Genomic DNA, 16,030 nt, shown 5'->3' with positions numbered 1-16,030 from the left:
GACGGAACGTCGTCGCGAGCCGGTGTTCCGTGAGGAGGAGGCCTTTGATGTGGAATCAGGTTTATGACCCTTTCGGCAATGCAACCCTCTCGACGATCGTGGCCGCCGTGCCGGTCGTCATCCTTTTGGGGTTGATTGCCTCGAATGCCGTCAAGGCGCATATCGCAGCGCTAATCGCACTCATCGCGGCCAATCTGGTCGCGATTTTTGTTTTCACGATGCCAGTCGACATGTCCTTGCGCGCTACGGTGCTCGGTGCGGTCACCGGCTTTTTCCCTATCGGCTGGATCGTGCTCAACGTCATCTTTCTCTATCGCCTCACGGTCGAGAAAGGGCAGTTCGAGAAGTTGCAGCAAACCATCGGCAGCGTGACCGACGATAGGCGTATCCAGTTGCTGCTGATCGCCTTCGCCTTCGGCGCCTTTTTCGAGGGCGCTTCCGGATTTGGGACACCCGTCGCTGTTACCGGCGCAATCCTCATCGGTCTCGGCTTCTCACCTCTGGCAGCATCCGGCCTGTCGCTGATCGCCAACACGGCGCCCGTTGCCTTCGGCGCGCTCGGTACGCCCATCCAGGGCCTTTCCCAAGTCACCGACATCGACCCCTATCTGCTCGGCGCCATGGTGGGGCGACAGCTGCCATTCTTTTCCGTGCTGGTGCCATTCTGGCTTATCTGGGTCTTTGCCGGCTGGCGTGGCATGATGCAGATCTGGCCAATGATCCTGGTTGCCGGCGTTTCCTTCGCCGTGCCCCAGTTTCTGATATCCAACTATATCAATCCCTGGATCGTCGACATCGGCGCGTCGCTGATCTCGATGGCTTGCATTATCGGGTTCTTGCAGGTGTGGCAGCCAAGCGAAATCTGGACCTCGCCCAAACTGCGCGGCCACGATGTTTCCGATGACGGACGCCTCGCGGCGGCCAAGCCGGTAGAGCGGCCAAGCCGCCAGGAAATCTGGAAGGCGCTGACGCCGTGGATTATCGTATGTGCGGTGCTGCTCATCTGGGGCACGGGCATGTTCAAGAGCGCGGTCAACAGTTGGGCTGTCTGGAACTATCCGGTCCCGGGTCTCGACAAGATGATCGCAAAAATGCCGCCGGTTGCTCCGGCTCCAACGCCCGAGGGCGCGACATTTGCGTTCACATGGCTGTCCTATACCGGCACGGGCATGCTGATCGCGGCAATCTTCTCCGGCTTCGCCATGGGTTTCAGTCCACTGCAAATGCTGAAGACTTATGGGCAGACCGTAAAACTCTGCGCCTATTCCTTGATTACCATCTCCGCGATGCTGGCGATTGGAACCTTGACCAGGCTGTCCGGTATCGATTCCACACTTGGCCTTGCGTTCGCCACGACGGGAATTCTCTACCCGTTCTTTGGCACTCTGCTTGGCTGGCTGGGTGTTGCGTTGACCGGTTCCGACACCGCCTCCAACGTGTTGTTCGGGAATCTCCAGAAGGTGACATCGGAACAGCTGGGTCTGTCGCCGATCCTTATGGGAGCGGCCAACTCATCAGGGGGTGTGATGGGCAAGATGATCGATGCGCAATCGATCGTTGTCGCGTCGACAGCGACAAATTGGTTCGGTCACGAAGGATCGATCCTGCGCTTCGTCTTCTGGCACTCGATTGTGCTGGCCTGCCTGGTTGGTGTGCTCGTCATGTTGCAGGCCTATGTCTGGCCATTTACGGCGATGGTGGTCCAGCCATGACCTCGATTGAGCTGATTCTGATTGGCGAGGGGAGCATCTGAAGCGGCTATCCGGGCCGGATCGGATCAACTTGTATTCGCCCCGGATCGACCTGCGGAGATAAAGATCGAAAAACGCTTGCGGCGTGCAATGCCGCAAGCGTGTCCTTTGCCAACTACGCGGTTTTCAAGAAACGCGGGTCAAAAGTTTGGGAGAACGCGATATTCGCGTTGGCAAGTTCCGGATCGAGCGTCTTGAGCATTTCCAGGAGACTTTTGAACCCTTCTTCAGCGATCAGGCCTCTTTCGGAATACATGGCACGCGATTTTTCAAAACCGGTCTTGTACAGCTCGCGGTCGCCCAGCAGGAATTCCTCCGGTACGACATCGGCAATGTCGTCGGCCGACGCCTTGTGGATCCATGCGAGCGATTTGGTGAAAGCATTGACGACACGCTGGGTGGTGATCGGATTGGCGTCGATGAAGCTTTGCTGCAAATAGACGGTGGCGGCCGGGTTCGTGCCGCCGAAAAGCTGACGCGTGCCCTCCTCGGTCCGCGTGTCCAGCAACAGCGTGATGTCACCATCGACTTCCAATCGGGTGATGACCGGGTCGAGGTGAACAAGAGCGGCGATTTCACCTTTCTTGATGGCGGCAACAGCGCTTGCACCGCCGCCAACCCCAATGATCGAAGCGGCATCGGCCGATTGGCCGTTCCTGATCAACGCATATTGAAGCAGCAGCGCGGTAGAAGAGCCGGGTGCCGTGACGCCGACATTTTTGCCCTTCAAGTCGGCAATCGTCTTGATTTCGTTTGCCAAATCCTTGCGTACACCGATGCATATGCCGGGAAAGCGGCCGAGTTCGCAGACGGCCTTGATGTCCTGTCCCTTGTTCTGCATTCGGATCGTATGTTCGTAGGCGCCGGTCACGATGTCGACCGAACCGCCGACCAAGGCTTGCAATGATTTCGCGCCGCCGCCGAAATCATTGATCGTCGCCTTGATGCCCTCTTCTTCGAAAAACCCCTTACGCTCTGCGATCGTCAACGGCAGATAATAAAACAGCGGTTTCCCACCAACGCCGAACATGAGTTCGGCTTTCTCAGGCGCTGCCGACGCATCCTGCGCATAGGCCGGCAAGCGGGACACAGCACTGGCAAGGCCGAAAGCAGCCGCCCCTTCCAACAAATTTCTGCGGGTGATCCTCATGGTCTTCCTCCTTGATGATTTCGGCGCTCAGATGCTGTTCTGCCCGGTCGCCTTCGGCCGCCACACCAGCAAGCGTTCCTCGATGATCGTCACGCCCCAATCGATCAGCAGCACGAAAGCGGTGAGCACCAGCATGCCCGCAAAAACGCCCGTCACATCGAACACGCCCTCGGCTTGATGGATAAGGTAACCGAGACCTGCCGAGGAACCGAGATATTCACCGACCACGGCGCCGACGACCGCGAAGCCCACGGCTGTGTGCAGGCTTGAGAACATCCAGGACAGCGCGGAAGGCAGGTAGACGTTGCGCAGCAACTGCCGTTCGTTCATGCCGAGCATCCGGGCATTGGCGAGTACGTTCTGGTTGACCTCCTTCACGCCCTGGTAAACGTTGAAAAAAACGATGAAAAAAACCAGCGATACGCCAAGTGCCACTTTCGACCAGATGCCAAGGCCAAGCCACAACGCGAAAATAGGCGCGAGGACCACACGTGGCAGCGAGTTGGCGGCTTTGACGTAGGGATCGAAGATTGCGGCCAGCACCGGTTTGCGGGCGAACCAGAAACCGATCAGCACGCCACCGGCCGCGCCGATGGCGAAAGCCAGAATGGCTTCCAGCAGCGTGATGCCGAGATGGTACCAGATGGTCCCTTCGGCAAACCATTTATAGGTTCGCAGCGCCACATCGCCGGGCGTTGCGAAAAAGAACTTGGCCTTGGAAGGATTGCCGAACAGGTCCGTAGCCGTGAAAAGATGCCAGGCAACGATGACAAAAGCAGCGACGCTGAGCTGCGCCAGAAATAGCATCGGTTTCTTCATTGGCGATCTCCGCTGGTCTGTCTGTAGCCCTTGAGGACCTCTTCTTTCAACGCACCCCATATTTCGCGGTGAATATGATGGAACTGGTTGTCGAGGCGGATCTCCGAGATTTCGCGGGGCCGGGCGAGCGGAATGCGGTATTCGGCCATGATGCGCGCACGCGGTCCGGCGGACATGATGACGACCCGGTCGGCAAGCGCGATGGCTTCCTCCAGGTCGTGCGTCACGAATATCACCGCCTTCTTGTCTTGAGACCATAGATCGAGAAGGAGATCACCCATGATCACCCGCGTCTGCGCATCGAGCGGACCGAACGGCTCATCCATCAAGAGGTATTTCGGATTGCGGATGAGTACCTGCGCAAGCCCGACGCGCTTGCGCTGACCGCCGGAAAGCATATGCGGATACCGGTCGCCGAAATTCCCCAATCCGACTTTTTCCAACCATCCTCGCGCCTGTTCGCGAGCCTGCGCCTTGGGTACTCCAGCAATCTCCAGGCCGATCGCGACGTTCTCAAGCACCGTTTTCCACGGCATGAGAGCATCTTGCTGAAAGAGGTAACCTGCCTTTCGGTTGAGTCCCTGCAGGCGTTGGCCACCAATTTCCACAGCCCCGCCTGCGGGAACAAGAAGACCGGCCACTGCATTGAGCAAAGTCGATTTTCCGCAACCGGTCGGGCCGACGATGGCAACGAATTCGTTTTCGGCCACTTTGAGATTGCTTTCCGCGACAGCGTCAAATCGACCGCCATCGGCGAGCTTGAATGATATCTGGATATCCTTGAGTTCAATCACGGTTTCGCGGGATTGGTTCGGCTGAGCGATTTCCAGAGGGTTGGTACTCATTTTACTTTTCGCTCCAGATCGTAATTTCGCTTCGCCGCGCGGTTCATGTTCACATCTCAAGAGTTTGCTTCGGCACGCCATCACACTGGAGGTCGTACAGGTGGAGGGGGAGCCTGGCAGATTCACCTATACCTATCTGGAGCAGCGGGACGCAAATCACCCTGCGAGCCGCTGTCGGCGTCGAAGGTTGCGCGTCAAGCACGCAACCGATTCATGCAATGGCTGCCAGATAGCGCTCCACGGAAAAGCGCATCGCTTCCTTGGCGCCACCGATCACGTTGCTTCCCCACCAGGCTCCATAGATATGATCGTAGTCGAACGGTTCGACCGCCGATGCGATGCGTTTTACGGTCGGTGCGTTGAGCGGGATCTGGTTGGGATAGCTATACATGAAGGAGAGGTGGCGGCGCGTCGGCACTACCTGCAGGATATCGCCGGAGAGGATGGCGTTGCCGCCGTTGCCGCGCCTCCAGTGCAGGACTTGTCCGCCGGGAAAGTGACCGCCGCAACGAATGAGGGTGAGCGAGGGATTTAGAGCCAGCGTTTCGCCTTGCCAGAAGGTGATGGACGGATGCGGCCGCATCACCCATTGGCTGTCGTCGGCATGGATATGGATCGGCACGCCGCCGAAGGCCTCGCTCCACTCGACCATCGCTGAATAGTAGTGGCAGTGCGAGATCGCGATCGCCTGCAGGCCGCCTCGGCGTTTGATCTCGGCGACGGCCTCATCGCTGACCAGGCTGATGCAGTCCCACAGAACATTGCCATCGGGTGTTTCAGCAAGCAGCGCACGTTGTCCGATGGCAAAGCGCGGCTCGATGCCGAAGGCAAGCACACCCGCGTCGTCCTTCATCGCCAGTCTGTGGGTTTTTGCGAGGTCCTCGTAGGTCGTCCATGCCTGGCCTTCCCAGCGCACATATTGGCGCTCGTCCTCGCAGATCGGGCAATGGTCTGGCGGCAGTTCACTTTCGGCGAACTGCACGCCGCACTGCAGGCACATAAAGCGCGCCATTCTTCTCCTCCGGCTTTCCACCCCAAGGGGACATAGGTCAGCCGGAAGCAATACGGAAGAGCCGGAATGAGCGCAGTTGCTATCAGGCCGGTTCGAAATTGAGGGCCACGCCGTTGATACAATAACGCAGGCCGGTCGGTGGCGGGCCATCCTCGAAGACATGGCCAAGGTGGCTGCCACAGGTGGCGCAATGCACTTCCGTGCGCACCATACCGTAGCTACGGTCGACCGTGGTCTCGACCGAACCTTCGACGGGATCGTTGAAGCTCGGCCAGCCGGTGCCGCTTTCGAATTTCAGCTTGGCTTCGAAAAGCGGGCTGTCGCAGCCCACGCATTTGAAAGTACCGGCGCGCTTCTCATAGAGGAGGGCGCAGCTTCCTGGCCGCTCCGTGCCGTGCTGGCGCATCACCTGATACTGTTCCGGCGTCAACAAAGCGCGCCATTCGGCATCGGTGCGGGTGACGGGGTAGGTGTGAGTGTCCATGAGGGTCTCCTTGCCTTTGCGGCTTGTTGTTCGTTGCAAAGGGTGTTCGCCCAAACATAGGGATTTGTTACGCGCCTGCACAGCACCGGCGTCGCTCAGATTCCGCTGCCGGCGCTTTCCTGTTCCTGCCTCAGCGTGGCGATGAAGCGCTTGGTGCGCTGGTGCTGCGGATTGCCGAACACGGTTTCCACCGGTCCTTTTTCTACGATGACGCCGGCTTCGAGGAACACCACTTCGCGCGCCACTTTCGAAGCGAGCCTCAGGTCGTGCGTGGCCATCACCATGGTGGTGCCTTCGCCGGCGAGCTGGCCGAGCACGTCGACCACTTCCTGTGCTAGCTCGGGATCGAGTGCCGAAGTCGGCTCGTCGCACAAAAGCACGCGCGGCGAAGGTGCCAGTGCGCGGGCGATGGCGACACGCTGCTGTTGCCCACCGGACAGCGTTGCAGGCCAGGCATGGGCTTTGTGTTTCATGCCGACCTTTTCGAGCAGTGAAAGCGCGCGTTCGCGCGCTCTGTCTTCAGGCCATTTCAATACGGTCACCAGCCCTTCCATGACGTTCTCGATCGCCGTGCGATGCGGAAACAGCTGGAAATTCTGGAACACCATACCGGTCTGGCGTCGCAGCTTCAGTATATCGCCGGAAGAAACCTTGCCACCGGGTTGGAAGGTCAATCTTTCCGATCCGATGCGTACGGTGCCGGCAGTCGGGATTTCCAGGAGGTTGATGCAGCGCAGAAGCGTCGACTTGCCGCCGCCGGAGGGGCCGACGAGCGCGGTGACGCTGCGTTCGGCCATGGCGACATTGATGTCGTTCAAAACGATGTTGTCGCCGAAGCGCTTTTCCAGATTGGAGAGTTCGATCACGAGCGTGCCTCCAGGAAACCGCCATAACGGCTGAGCCGTTCCTCCAACCGTACCTGCAATGCCGAGAGCACCGAGCTCATCGCAAGATAGATCAGAGCCGCCTCGATATAGAGGATCAGCGGCTCGTAGGTGACGGCCACGATGCGCTGCGCCGATTGGAACAGCTCAGGCACGGTGATGGCCGCAGCCAGCGATGTGTCCTTGACCAGCGAGATGAAGGTGTTGGAAAGCGGCGGCACCGCGACCCTGCCTGCCTGTGGCAGGATCGTGCGGCGCATGGCCTGGCTCCAGGTCATGCCGATGGAGTAGGCGGCCTCCCATTGACCTTTCGGCACCGAGCTGATCACCGCGCGGATGATCTCGGACGAATAAGCGCCGATGTTGAGCGTAAAGCCGATCAGAGCCGCCGGGAACGCATCAAGCACGACGCCGATGCTCGGCAGGCCATAGAAGATGAGAAACAACTGCACCAGAAGCGGGGTGCCGCGGATAATCCATACGTAGAAGCGCACGATGGCGGCCAATGGGCGAGGACCGAACAAGCGCAGCAACGCCGCGCCAAGCCCGACGGCAAGCCCGAATGCGAAAGACAGGAGGGTGAGCGGTATGGTGAAAACAAGTCCGGCCCACAGCAGGGGGCCGAGTGAATCCAGCATCAATTGCAGCCAAGGCGGCACGAACGGTTCTCCCTCCGACTTGTTCTATTGCGCGTCGCGAACTTTCAGTTCGCTCCTGCGCATCACGTCTTTGATTCACGCATGTCGTTGTCGCAAAACCGCTGCGCACTTTTGCGCGACATGCTTTGGAGTTGCGATAGCATAAATGGTGGCAGAAAACACAAAAGCGGCGTGCCGGCAAAGGCCCCCCCCCGTTTGAAAGGGCTGGGCCATATAGCGATTGCGTTTTTTGGGGGAACGCGCGGATCTTTTTGTTGAGCAAATACGGACGGAAAACCCGTTCACACGTTTTCAGGAATTTGTGCAGTCCGCCCGTTACGATCCTAGTTCGAAACGTCCTGGCCGAAATAGGTCTCGGAAATCTTCTTGTAGGTGCCATCGGCCTTGATATCGGCCAGCGCCTTGTTGATCGCCGCGACCAGTTCGGGATCGCCCTTGCGCACGATCACGCCGGAATAATCGGCATTGGCTTCCTGCGCCGCGATCTTCACCTTGGCATCGGGCTTGTGTTTCTTGAAGTCGTAGAAGGACAGGCTGTCATTGATGGTGGCATCGGCGCGGCCGTTGAGGACCAGCTGGATCGACTGGTCGAAACCGTCGGTGCCGACCAGTTCAGCGCCGTTCTTTTCGGCAAGCTTGCCGAAATTCGAAGTAAGCGACTGTGCCGACTTCTTGCCCTTGAGATCCGGGAAATCCTTGATGTCGGTGTTGTCGTCGCGCACGATCAGCACGGCCTTGGAGGCGATGTAAGGATCGGAGAAGTCGTACTTTGCCTTACGCGCCTCGGTGATGCCGACCTGGTTGATGACGGCGTCATAGCGCTTGGCATCGATGCCGGCGATGAGACCGTCCCACTTGCCCTCGAGGAACTCGGCCTTGACGCCGAGCCGCTTGGCGATCTCGCGGCCGATCTCGACATCGAAACCGACCAGAGCGCCGGAAGCGTCATGATAGGTGAACGGGGCATAAGTGCCTTCGGTGCCGATCTTGAAGACACCCGTCTGCTTGATCTGATCGAAGTCAGCGCCGGCATGGCCAGCGGTGATGGCCAGCACCTGCAGGGTGCCGGCTAGGAGCAGCGATTTCAGCCATTTCATTTTTTTGTGATCCCGTAATTCAGTCTGCCGGTAGAAGGCAGGCTCTGGAGAGGTGGTGAAATCTGGCAGAAGCCAGCTCAGCGAATAAGGAATCCTATTCTAAATATTCCCTCCCTACGGAATTTCGTACCAATATTTGAGAAAATGCCTGGTGGACATGAGGAAAGCGTCATCGCGTTTCTTGTCGGCGCTCCGGGAACCATTACCCGCGTGACACGTTTGGGAGACGCCTTGGGACGCAGACCCGCCGGTCGATCCGTCCAGGTTCAACGGGCAGACGGGAAAGTCGCGATGATTCAAGACAGTGCAGGGCGCATCATGGTCCGTGCGGCGATGGCCGCTCCTTACCTGGAACGAGATCACGAACATGAGTTGGCACAACGATGGAAAGATCGTCGCGACCAGCATGCACTCAATCAGATCGTCATTGCCCATATGCGGCTGGTTATCTCGATGGCAGCGAAATTCCGCTATTTTGGCTTGCCCGTCTCGGATTTGATCCAGGAGGGACATATCGGCCTTCTGGAGGCTGCCGCCCGCTTCGATCCTGAACGCGAGGTTCGCTTTTCCACTTATGCGACCTGGTGGATCCGGGCCTCGATGCAGGATTACATTCTCCGCAACTGGTCGATCGTGCGAGGCGGTACAAGTTCGGCGCAAAAAGCGCTGTTCTTCAACCTGCGCCGGCTGCGTGCCCGTCTTGGCACCGGAACCGAAGCCCTGTCCAATCATGTGCTCTATCACCAGGTCGCGACTGCCCTCGGCGTTTCCGACGAAGATGTGGCAATCATGGATGCGCGGCTGTCGGCACCCGACAGCTCTCTTAACGCTCCCCTGGCTGACGACGGCAACGGTGCCGAGCGTATGGATTTCCTGGTTTCGGACGCGCCGCTGCAGGACGAGGTGGTCGGCAACGTGATCGACATCGAGCGCCGATCGGGATGGCTCAAGCATGCGCTGGAAGCGCTCAACGAGCGCGAGCTGCGGATCATCGAAGAGCGCCGGCTCGGCGACGAAAGCGCGACGCTGGAAGAGCTGGGCGAAACGCTGGGCATTTCCAAGGAGCGCGTGCGGCAGATCGAGGTGCGTGCGCTGGAGAAGCTCAAAGCAGCACTCGTCAAGCAGAACCCGGAGTTCCTGGCCGCCTGATCATTCACGGCTGTCCAGTCACCGAGCAGAAAGACCCTAAACCACCCTTGCGATCGCCATCGTGATGACGGTTATGGCCAGAAGTCCCGTGGCTATTCGCTGGCCGCGTATTGCTTGCTCCACACCAGTTTCACCGGTGTGGCTTTGGCTCCGCCGAGCCCGGCCCACAAGCGCTCCCTGGACACCGGCAGCGGTGATGGCGGCAATTGCTCCGACCGCCAGGACCTGTTCTTGCGGACCGAAGTAGCCCGTACCGTGGAACAGGTGCCACAAAACGGCACCCGAAAGCACGGCGGCGGTCGCAGCGCCCATTTGTGGTCCGAAGAGCGAGATGGCCTGGCGACCGTCACCGGTGCGCGCCAGCACGAAGGTGGAGCCTGCCCAGAACACGCCAGACATGACATGCAATGCAAGCGCGAGCATGAAAACGATCTGCATCGGGATCTCCACGACAGACGAGGGCTGAACTGAACTAAATGATAGATATCTAACCGTTAGATGTCAATCTATTAGACGTGATCGGTTTCCGTGCTACTGTCCTGTCATGTTCGAACTCGCTTCCACACCGATTGGTCTCGACCTTGCTCAAACCGCGAAAATCGTCCGGCGCGCGTTCGATGATGCCATGGTGGCCAAGGGAGGGTCGCTGCCCGTCTGGTCCGTGCTGATTTCGGTGAAGTCGCGTCAGTTCGGCCATCAGCGCGAGTTGGCGGAATCGGTCGGTATCCAGGGAGCTACGCTGACGCATCACCTCAATGCCATGGAGGCGGATGGGCTGGTGACCCGTCGCCGCGATCCCGCCAATCGGCGCAAGCATCTTGTCGAACTCACACCGAGTGGCGAGGCACTATTCCTGCGCCTACGTGACACGGCGATTGCCTTCGACCGGCAGTTGCGGGCCGGCCTTGCCCTGGGCGAGATTGATGCCGCCCGATCGATCCTTGCACGCTTGCGCGCGAATGTCGGCGGGGAAAGCTTGGAGGTACAGGAAAGCGGGGCCGACCAGTAGGCCCGCAGATCGCAGCTTTACCTGTCGGTGACGATCTTGACCTTGTCGCCGGCCGAAACCGTTGCGCCGGGACCCATGGCATTGAGCACGCGGAACAGGTCGAGCTTGCGGTCCACTCCTACCATCTGCGCTGACAAAGTGCCGATGGTCTCACCGGGCCGCACGGTGGCGATACGGATGCGCAGTGGCTTCAGCGCGGCTTTTTCGGCGGCACTCAGAACACGGAAGGTCCCGCTGACCGAACGCGCGACGGATTCGAGCGTCGTGCCGGCAGCGGGCGCTGCAGTGAGAAGGCGATAGACCTGACCGCCGGCGCGAATGACCACGATGTCGAACTGCCAGCCATCGGCGCGTGCCTTGGCAACCGCTGCTTCATTGCCGTTGATCGTTTCCTGGCGGACGCTGGCCTCCTCCAGCCCGGCAACCCAGCCGCTACGGATGTAGTCGGGCAGCGTGACGTCCTTGTCGATGGTCACGCCATCGAAACGCACCGCCATGTCACCCGGGCCGGTCGCCGTGACGGCAGCGGCCGAATTGTCGATGACAAAACCATCGGGCACCGAGAAGGAGACGCCGAGTTTCGGGTGAAGGAAGGTGTGGCCGCGGACGTAACCCTCCTCGGGCGTGTCGCCATAAAGAAGGCCATCGATGCCGGCGAGGTAGGAATCACGGTCGCGCGTGCCAAATCCGGGCTGGCCGAACATGCGCGCATGACGTTGCGCCAAATCGATACGCTGCGGCGTATTCGGATGGGTGGCAAGGAAGTCGAGGCTGGCATCCGTCGCGCCGCTGACCGAGCGGAAGCCGGCGTAGGAGGCCATCGACTGCAGGAAGCGACCCGCTGCGTAGGGATCGTAGCCAGCTTCACCCACCGACTTGATGCCGATGGCGTCGGCTTCGAGTTCCTGGTTGCGCGAGAATTGCGCGAGCCTCAGCTTGCCGCGGATCAGCGCTGCCTTTGCGGTCGGGTTGTCGCCGAGAACGTCGGACACCACCTTGGTGGCCAACCCTGCCTCGGCCTCGAGCTGCTGGCGTTGCAGGCCATGATTGGCAGTGACGTGACCCATTTCGTGGGCGATCACCGCGGCGATTTCGGATGAATCGTTGGCAAGCGCCAGCAGGCCACGGGTGATGTAGAGATAGCCGCCCGGCAGCGCAAAGGCGTTGACGTTGGGCGAGTTGAGGATGGTGATGCGATAGGTCTGCGTCGGGTTAGCCGACACCACGGTCAGCCTGCCGACGATCTTGGCTACCATGCGCTCCAGCTTTGGGTCGGAATACTCTCCGCCATAGGTGGCAAGAATGCGCGGATGCTGCGCCTTGGCGAGGTCGGCCAGTCGGCTGTTGGCCTGGGCGTTGTCGACCGTGATCGGCCTGTTCGACGGTTGGAAGCCGGATTCCTCCACCGTGTTCGGCATCACCGACTGGCAGGAAGCGAGTGCAAAAATCACCCCTGCCAGCGCGAGGACGCGCGCCGGGGCTTTCTTTTCGGTCATGCGCAGGCCGGTCGGCAGGTCGGCTTCCTTTCGTCTCGACGGGGCATCGGCAGCTGGGCCAGACATAGTCTTGTGCGGACCTAGACATATGCAAGGCCGATTTACAAGCGAGGACTGTCGCACCCCAAACCGGTTTGATCGCAAATTATGTCGGCTTCCAGGCAAGACGAATGCCTGAGTCGCAAAATCTGTTCCAGATGTCCAAAGACCCCCGCGCGTCAAAAATGTGTCTTTGGCAGTCACATTGCTTGTCGTCCTAATGCGCGTTTGAAGCGAGCGGCGTACTTCCGGCCGAGCCGGCATAGCGCCGAAATGCTTCAGGGCCATCCGCGGAGAAGAAATCGGCGGCCTCGCCGGCCGCTGCAACCGTGCCGTTCTCCAGAAAAACGACGTGCGAGGCAAGGCGGCGGGCATCTTCCGGCTGGTGAGTGACGAAGAGTGTCGTCATCTTCCGCTCGATCTGCATGGCTGCGACAAGCTCGAGCATGTCTTCGCGCAATGCCGGCCCGAGCGATGCGAAAGGTTCGTCGAGCAGAAGAACCGGACGGTCCCGCACCAGCGCACGGGCCAGGGCGACACGCTGGCGTTCACCGCCGGAAAGTTCCCGCGGCAGACGCTTTTCCTTGCCCGCCAAGCCGGTGCGGGCCAGCGCGTCGGCAATGGCGGCATGGCCGCCGGAATCGAGCGTCAGCGAAGGAGATATTCCCAGGCCGACATTACGGAAGACATCGAGATGAGCGAACAGATTGTTCTCTTGAAAAACCATGGAAACCGGACGTTCTGCCGGCGAGGTCGCAGTAAAGTCCTTGCCGTTTATCAGGATGCGTCCGGAACTCGGAATTTCGAACCCGGCCACGAGATTGAGCAGTGTCGATTTGCCTGAACCGCTTGGTCCCATGACGGCGCTGATTTTGCCTGCGGGAAATTCGACGTCGAAGGCAAGCGTTGTTTCGCCATAGCTGAACGTCGTCTTGTCGAGCGTGAGCGAGGCGACCTGTCGAGCCGGCTTGTCGGCGATCATGCGGAGCGTTCCTTTCCGAGCCGATCGGCGAGCACGATCAACGCCAGGCACAGGATACCCAGAAACAGGGCCAAGCCGGCGGCGTCTGCCGTACGATAGCTGCCCATGCGCGCCAGCAGAAGGTAGGGCAGGGTCTGCAGGGAATCCGAACCGAAGAGCGCGATCACGCCAAGATCGCCGAGCGACAGCGCCATGGCAAAGGCAAAGGCAGTGGCCAAGGGACGTCGCAGAACCGGCCACTCGACGAGCCTCAAACGATTCCAGCCGACAATGCCCAACTGCGCGCAAAGCCGTTCATGCCGTTCGCTGGCCGCATCATAGGCCGGACGGACGGCACGCAAGGCAAACGGCATCGCCATGACGGCATTCACCGCGACGACCATGATTGGGGCAACCGCAAACGCGCCGCCGATATGGCGCAAAGGCAGGAACCAGCCGGCGCCGATGACAATCGGCGGCACGACAAGCACCAGGCCGGCGCCGGTATCGCTGGCATATTCCAGCAACGATCGCTTGTCGGTCCTCCCGCGCCTGGCCGCCAAGGCGCGGCGCGCCATTACCAGTGACAGGGAAAGTGTTGCCGCCAGCAGTGCCGACAGAAAAGCGAGTACAGCACTGGTCGCGGTCGCAAGATGCACGGCTTTTTCCCCTGCCAGGCGAACAAGGTCGGATTGCAGTCCGGCAGCGACCGTGGCTCCCATCGGTCCCGCAACAAAGAGCAAAGCCAAAACGATGAGTGTGGCGTTCAGGGCGAACTCACCGCTCCCGATCGAAAGATAACGGCGCTGCGACACCGAGAGATTGGTCTCACCGGTCGTGTTGGCCCCCAGCCGGGTCAGCAGAGCGATGACCACGAAGGTCAGCAGGATCTGCAGCAACGTCAACACAACGGCGCGCGCTGGATCGAAGTCGAAGCGCAGCGCCTGATAGATGGCGACCTCCAGCGTGGTCGCGCGCGGTCCGCCGCCCAGGATGAGCACGATGGTGAAGGAGGTGATGCACAGCATGAAGACCAGACCGGCAACGCCTGGCAAAGCCTGCCTCATTGCTGGCCACTCGATGAAACGGAAGGTGGGCCGTGCGCCCATGCCAAGCTGGCTGGCCAGCCGCCACTGGTCGGTTGGCACGGTCTGCAACGCTTCGAGAAACAAGCGCACGCAAAGTGGCAGATTGAAGAAGACATGGGCGACGAGGATTCCGGAAAGCCCGTAGATTCCTGGCCAGTCGCCCGCACCTGCGCGCATGTACAGTTCTGCAAAGTAGCCGGCGCGGCCGTAGAGGGCGAGAACCCCGAGCGCTGCGACAATCGCCGGCAGTGCCAGCGGCACAGCAAAGAGCTGCAGAATGAAGCTTCGCCCCGGGAAATGGGGATGACGCGACAGCGCACGCGCAACGAACAGCGCCGGCACGACTGACAGAAGCGTCGACAGCAGGGCCTGCCAAAGAGTGAAGCGGGTTATGCGGAAGAGATAGGAATCGAAGGCCGCGGCCGCGCCGGAAAAATCACCAGCACTTTCGATGACCAAGCCAAGGAGGGCGCCACCGATCAGGGTGCTCGTAAAGATCAGCGCGCAGATGCCGGCTGCGATGCGCGGATCGCTCCCTGATGCCGCGCTCCGCCCCTCTGCAACCGCGGCAGACGTTATTTGCTCATCACGGCCAGCCATTCGTCCACCCAGGCCTTGCGGTTCTTGGCGATCTCTTCCGGGCTGAAAGTCAGGGTCTCGGTCGGCTTCACCAGTTTTTCGAAAGCGGGGTCGAGCGGTTTGTCCGTCTTGGCGGCGGGGAACATCCAGTTGGTTTCAGGAATCACGTCCTGGAATTTCGGACTGGTCATGAAAGCCATGAACTTCTGCGACAGAGGGTTCTTGGCGCCTGTCGTGGTGATGGCGGCCACTTCGACCTGCAGATAATGGCCTTCGGAGAACGAAGCAGCCTGATAGCGATCGGTCTTTTCGGCGACCATATGGTAGGCCGGCGAAGTGGTATAGGACAAAACCATCGGCGCCTCACCCTTGGTGAACAGGCCATAGGCCTCGCTCCAGCCCGGCGTGACGGTGAGCACGCGGTTCTTCAGCTTTGCCCATGCCTCCGGCGCCTTGTCTCCATAGACGGAGCGTACCCAGAGCAGCAGGCCGAGCCCGGGCGTGGACGTGCGAGGATCCTGGATCGCAATCTTCTGCGAAGCGTCACCCTCGACCAGTTCCTTGAGGCTTGTCGGGGGCGTCTTCAATTTTTCGGTGTCGTAGACGACAGCGAAGTAGCCATAGTCGTAGGGCAGGAAGGTTTCGTCGTTCCAGCCCCCCGGTACCTCCAGCGTTGCGGCCGTGCCGTGTGGAACGAACAAACCGCTCGCCTTGGCGTCGGCTGTCAGGTTGGTGTCGAGGCCAAGCACGATGTCGGCCTTGGTGGAAGCCCCTTCCAGTTTGACGCGGTTGAGGAGTGCGACGCCGTCAGCCACCGAGACGAAGTCGACCTCGCAGTCGCATCCCTCTTCGAATGCTTTCTTCACCTGCGGGCCCGGACCCCATTCGGCGGTGAAGCTCTCATAGGTATAGACGGTGAGCTTGTCTTTCGCTGCCGCGGGCAGCGTGGCGGCAACGAGAGCGAGTGCCGAAACCAGAACAGATAACGTTTTGCGCATCGGCGCCTCC

The 16,030-nt window shown here is 60.1% G+C and carries 16 protein-coding genes; 3 read left to right on the top strand and 13 right to left on the bottom strand.

Going from position 1 to position 16,030, the window contains the following annotated elements; all coding sequences use genetic code 11:
• The first annotated feature begins 47 nt into the window (after positions 1-47).
• A complete protein-coding gene (locus tag L4923_RS03605) occupies positions 48-1,712 on the top strand; it encodes an L-lactate permease (RefSeq protein ID WP_239362122.1) in 1,665 nt (554 codons plus the stop codon).
• Between the two features lie 154 nt (positions 1,713-1,866).
• Here the strand turns inward: L4923_RS03605 and L4923_RS03600 are convergent, their stop codons facing one another.
• The 8 genes from L4923_RS03600 to L4923_RS03565 all read right to left on the bottom strand — a co-directional run bounded on the left by L4923_RS03600 (position 1,867) and on the right by L4923_RS03565 (position 8,701).
• Positions 1,867-2,901: an ABC transporter substrate-binding protein gene (locus L4923_RS03600; RefSeq protein ID WP_239362120.1), complete on the bottom strand. Its 1,035-nt coding sequence runs from the start codon at positions 2,899-2,901 to the stop codon at positions 1,867-1,869.
• Positions 2,902-2,928: 27 nt separating this feature from the next.
• Positions 2,929-3,720 (bottom strand): ABC transporter permease, encoded by a 792-nt coding sequence (locus L4923_RS03595; protein ID WP_239362118.1) that lies wholly within the window; start codon positions 3,718-3,720, stop codon positions 2,929-2,931.
• Positions 3,717-4,565 carry an ABC transporter ATP-binding protein gene (locus L4923_RS03590; RefSeq protein ID WP_239362465.1) on the bottom strand — a complete coding sequence of 283 codons (849 nt, stop codon included), beginning with the start codon at positions 4,563-4,565 and terminating at the stop codon, positions 3,717-3,719. Before L4923_RS03590 ends, L4923_RS03595 begins: the two co-directional genes overlap by 4 nt.
• A 211-nt stretch (positions 4,566-4,776) precedes the next feature.
• On the bottom strand, positions 4,777-5,577 hold the full coding sequence (locus L4923_RS03585; RefSeq protein ID WP_239362115.1) for an MBL fold metallo-hydrolase: 801 nt from the start codon (positions 5,575-5,577) through the stop codon (positions 4,777-4,779).
• A gap of 82 nt (positions 5,578-5,659) precedes the next feature.
• Positions 5,660-6,061, bottom strand: a complete 402-nt coding sequence (msrB, locus tag L4923_RS03580) for a peptide-methionine (R)-S-oxide reductase MsrB (protein WP_239362113.1) — start codon at positions 6,059-6,061, stop codon at positions 5,660-5,662.
• Positions 6,062-6,156: 95 nt separating this feature from the next.
• Positions 6,157-6,927, bottom strand: coding sequence for an amino acid ABC transporter ATP-binding protein (locus L4923_RS03575; protein ID WP_239362112.1), 771 nt, complete (start codon positions 6,925-6,927; stop codon positions 6,157-6,159).
• Positions 6,924-7,604, bottom strand: a complete 681-nt coding sequence (locus tag L4923_RS03570; protein WP_239362111.1) for an amino acid ABC transporter permease — start codon at positions 7,602-7,604, stop codon at positions 6,924-6,926. Before L4923_RS03570 ends, L4923_RS03575 begins: the two co-directional genes overlap by 4 nt.
• A 323-nt stretch (positions 7,605-7,927) precedes the next feature.
• Positions 7,928-8,701, bottom strand: a complete 774-nt coding sequence (locus tag L4923_RS03565) for an amino acid ABC transporter substrate-binding protein (RefSeq protein WP_239362110.1) — start codon at positions 8,699-8,701, stop codon at positions 7,928-7,930.
• Between the two features lie 291 nt (positions 8,702-8,992).
• Here L4923_RS03565 and L4923_RS03560 point away from each other — a divergent pair, with 291 nt between their 5' ends.
• A complete protein-coding gene (locus tag L4923_RS03560; RefSeq protein ID WP_239362109.1) occupies positions 8,993-9,850 on the top strand; it encodes an RNA polymerase factor sigma-32 in 858 nt (285 codons plus the stop codon).
• A gap of 36 nt (positions 9,851-9,886) precedes the next feature.
• Here the strand turns inward: L4923_RS03560 and L4923_RS03555 are convergent, their stop codons facing one another.
• Complete coding sequence (locus L4923_RS03555) at positions 9,887-10,288, bottom strand: hypothetical protein (RefSeq protein WP_239362108.1); 402 nt, start codon at positions 10,286-10,288, stop codon at positions 9,887-9,889.
• 106 nt (positions 10,289-10,394) lie between these two features.
• On the opposite strand from L4923_RS03555, the gene L4923_RS03550 reads away from it, so the two are divergent.
• Positions 10,395-10,859 (top strand): MarR family winged helix-turn-helix transcriptional regulator, encoded by a 465-nt coding sequence (locus L4923_RS03550; RefSeq protein ID WP_239362107.1) that lies wholly within the window; start codon positions 10,395-10,397, stop codon positions 10,857-10,859.
• A 17-nt stretch (positions 10,860-10,876) separates the two neighbouring features.
• Here L4923_RS03550 and L4923_RS03545 read toward each other — a convergent pair whose 3' ends face one another.
• The 4 genes from L4923_RS03545 to thiB form a co-directional block, all read right to left on the bottom strand.
• Positions 10,877-12,355, bottom strand: a complete 1,479-nt coding sequence (locus L4923_RS03545; RefSeq protein ID WP_239362464.1) for a M48 family metalloprotease — start codon at positions 12,353-12,355, stop codon at positions 10,877-10,879.
• 256 nt (positions 12,356-12,611) lie between these two features.
• Positions 12,612-13,376, bottom strand: a complete 765-nt coding sequence (thiQ, locus tag L4923_RS03540; RefSeq protein ID WP_239362105.1) for a thiamine ABC transporter ATP-binding protein — start codon at positions 13,374-13,376, stop codon at positions 12,612-12,614.
• On the bottom strand, positions 13,373-15,043 hold the full coding sequence (gene thiP, locus L4923_RS03535; RefSeq protein WP_239362102.1) for a thiamine/thiamine pyrophosphate ABC transporter permease: 1,671 nt from the start codon (positions 15,041-15,043) through the stop codon (positions 13,373-13,375). Before thiP ends, thiQ begins: the two co-directional genes overlap by 4 nt.
• Positions 15,019-16,020, bottom strand: a complete 1,002-nt coding sequence (thiB, locus tag L4923_RS03530) for a thiamine ABC transporter substrate binding subunit (RefSeq protein WP_239362100.1) — start codon at positions 16,018-16,020, stop codon at positions 15,019-15,021. Before thiB ends, thiP begins: the two co-directional genes overlap by 25 nt.
• Positions 16,021-16,030: the final 10 nt, after the last annotated feature.

Origin of the sequence: Terribium retamae, assembly GCF_022347545.1 — a bacterium.
Lineage (GTDB): Bacteria > Pseudomonadota > Alphaproteobacteria > Rhizobiales > Rhizobiaceae > Mesorhizobium > Mesorhizobium retamae.
This window is presented reverse-complemented; position numbering and strand designations above follow the sequence as displayed.

Bases quoted from the DNA above. Each gene is read 5' to 3' on its own strand.
- L4923_RS03595 (WP_239362118.1), bottom strand. From the start codon at position 3,720: ATGAAGAAACCGATGCTATTTCTGGCGCAGCTCAGCGTCGCTGCTTTT.
- L4923_RS03585 (WP_239362115.1), bottom strand. From the start codon at position 5,577: ATGGCGCGCTTTATGTGCCTGCAGTGCGGCGTGCAGTTCGCCGAAAGT.
- L4923_RS03555 (WP_239362108.1), bottom strand. From the start codon at position 10,288: ATGCAGATCGTTTTCATGCTCGCGCTTGCATTGCATGTCATGTCTGGC.
- L4923_RS03565 (WP_239362110.1), bottom strand. From the start codon at position 8,701: ATGAAATGGCTGAAATCGCTGCTCCTAGCCGGCACCCTGCAGGTGCTG.
- thiQ (WP_239362105.1), bottom strand. From the start codon at position 13,376: ATGATCGCCGACAAGCCGGCTCGACAGGTCGCCTCGCTCACGCTCGAC.
- thiB (WP_239362100.1), bottom strand. From the start codon at position 16,020: ATGCGCAAAACGTTATCTGTTCTGGTTTCGGCACTCGCTCTCGTTGCC.
- L4923_RS03560 (WP_239362109.1), top strand. From the start codon at position 8,993: ATGATTCAAGACAGTGCAGGGCGCATCATGGTCCGTGCGGCGATGGCC.
- L4923_RS03550 (WP_239362107.1), top strand. From the start codon at position 10,395: ATGTTCGAACTCGCTTCCACACCGATTGGTCTCGACCTTGCTCAAACC.
- thiP (WP_239362102.1), bottom strand. From the start codon at position 15,043: ATGGCTGGCCGTGATGAGCAAATAACGTCTGCCGCGGTTGCAGAGGGG.
- L4923_RS03590 (WP_239362465.1), bottom strand. From the start codon at position 4,565: ATGAGTACCAACCCTCTGGAAATCGCTCAGCCGAACCAATCCCGCGAA.
- msrB (WP_239362113.1), bottom strand. From the start codon at position 6,061: ATGGACACTCACACCTACCCCGTCACCCGCACCGATGCCGAATGGCGC.
- L4923_RS03605 (WP_239362122.1), top strand. From the start codon at position 48: ATGTGGAATCAGGTTTATGACCCTTTCGGCAATGCAACCCTCTCGACG.
- L4923_RS03545 (WP_239362464.1), bottom strand. From the start codon at position 12,355: ATGACCGAAAAGAAAGCCCCGGCGCGCGTCCTCGCGCTGGCAGGGGTG.
- L4923_RS03600 (WP_239362120.1), bottom strand. From the start codon at position 2,901: ATGAGGATCACCCGCAGAAATTTGTTGGAAGGGGCGGCTGCTTTCGGC.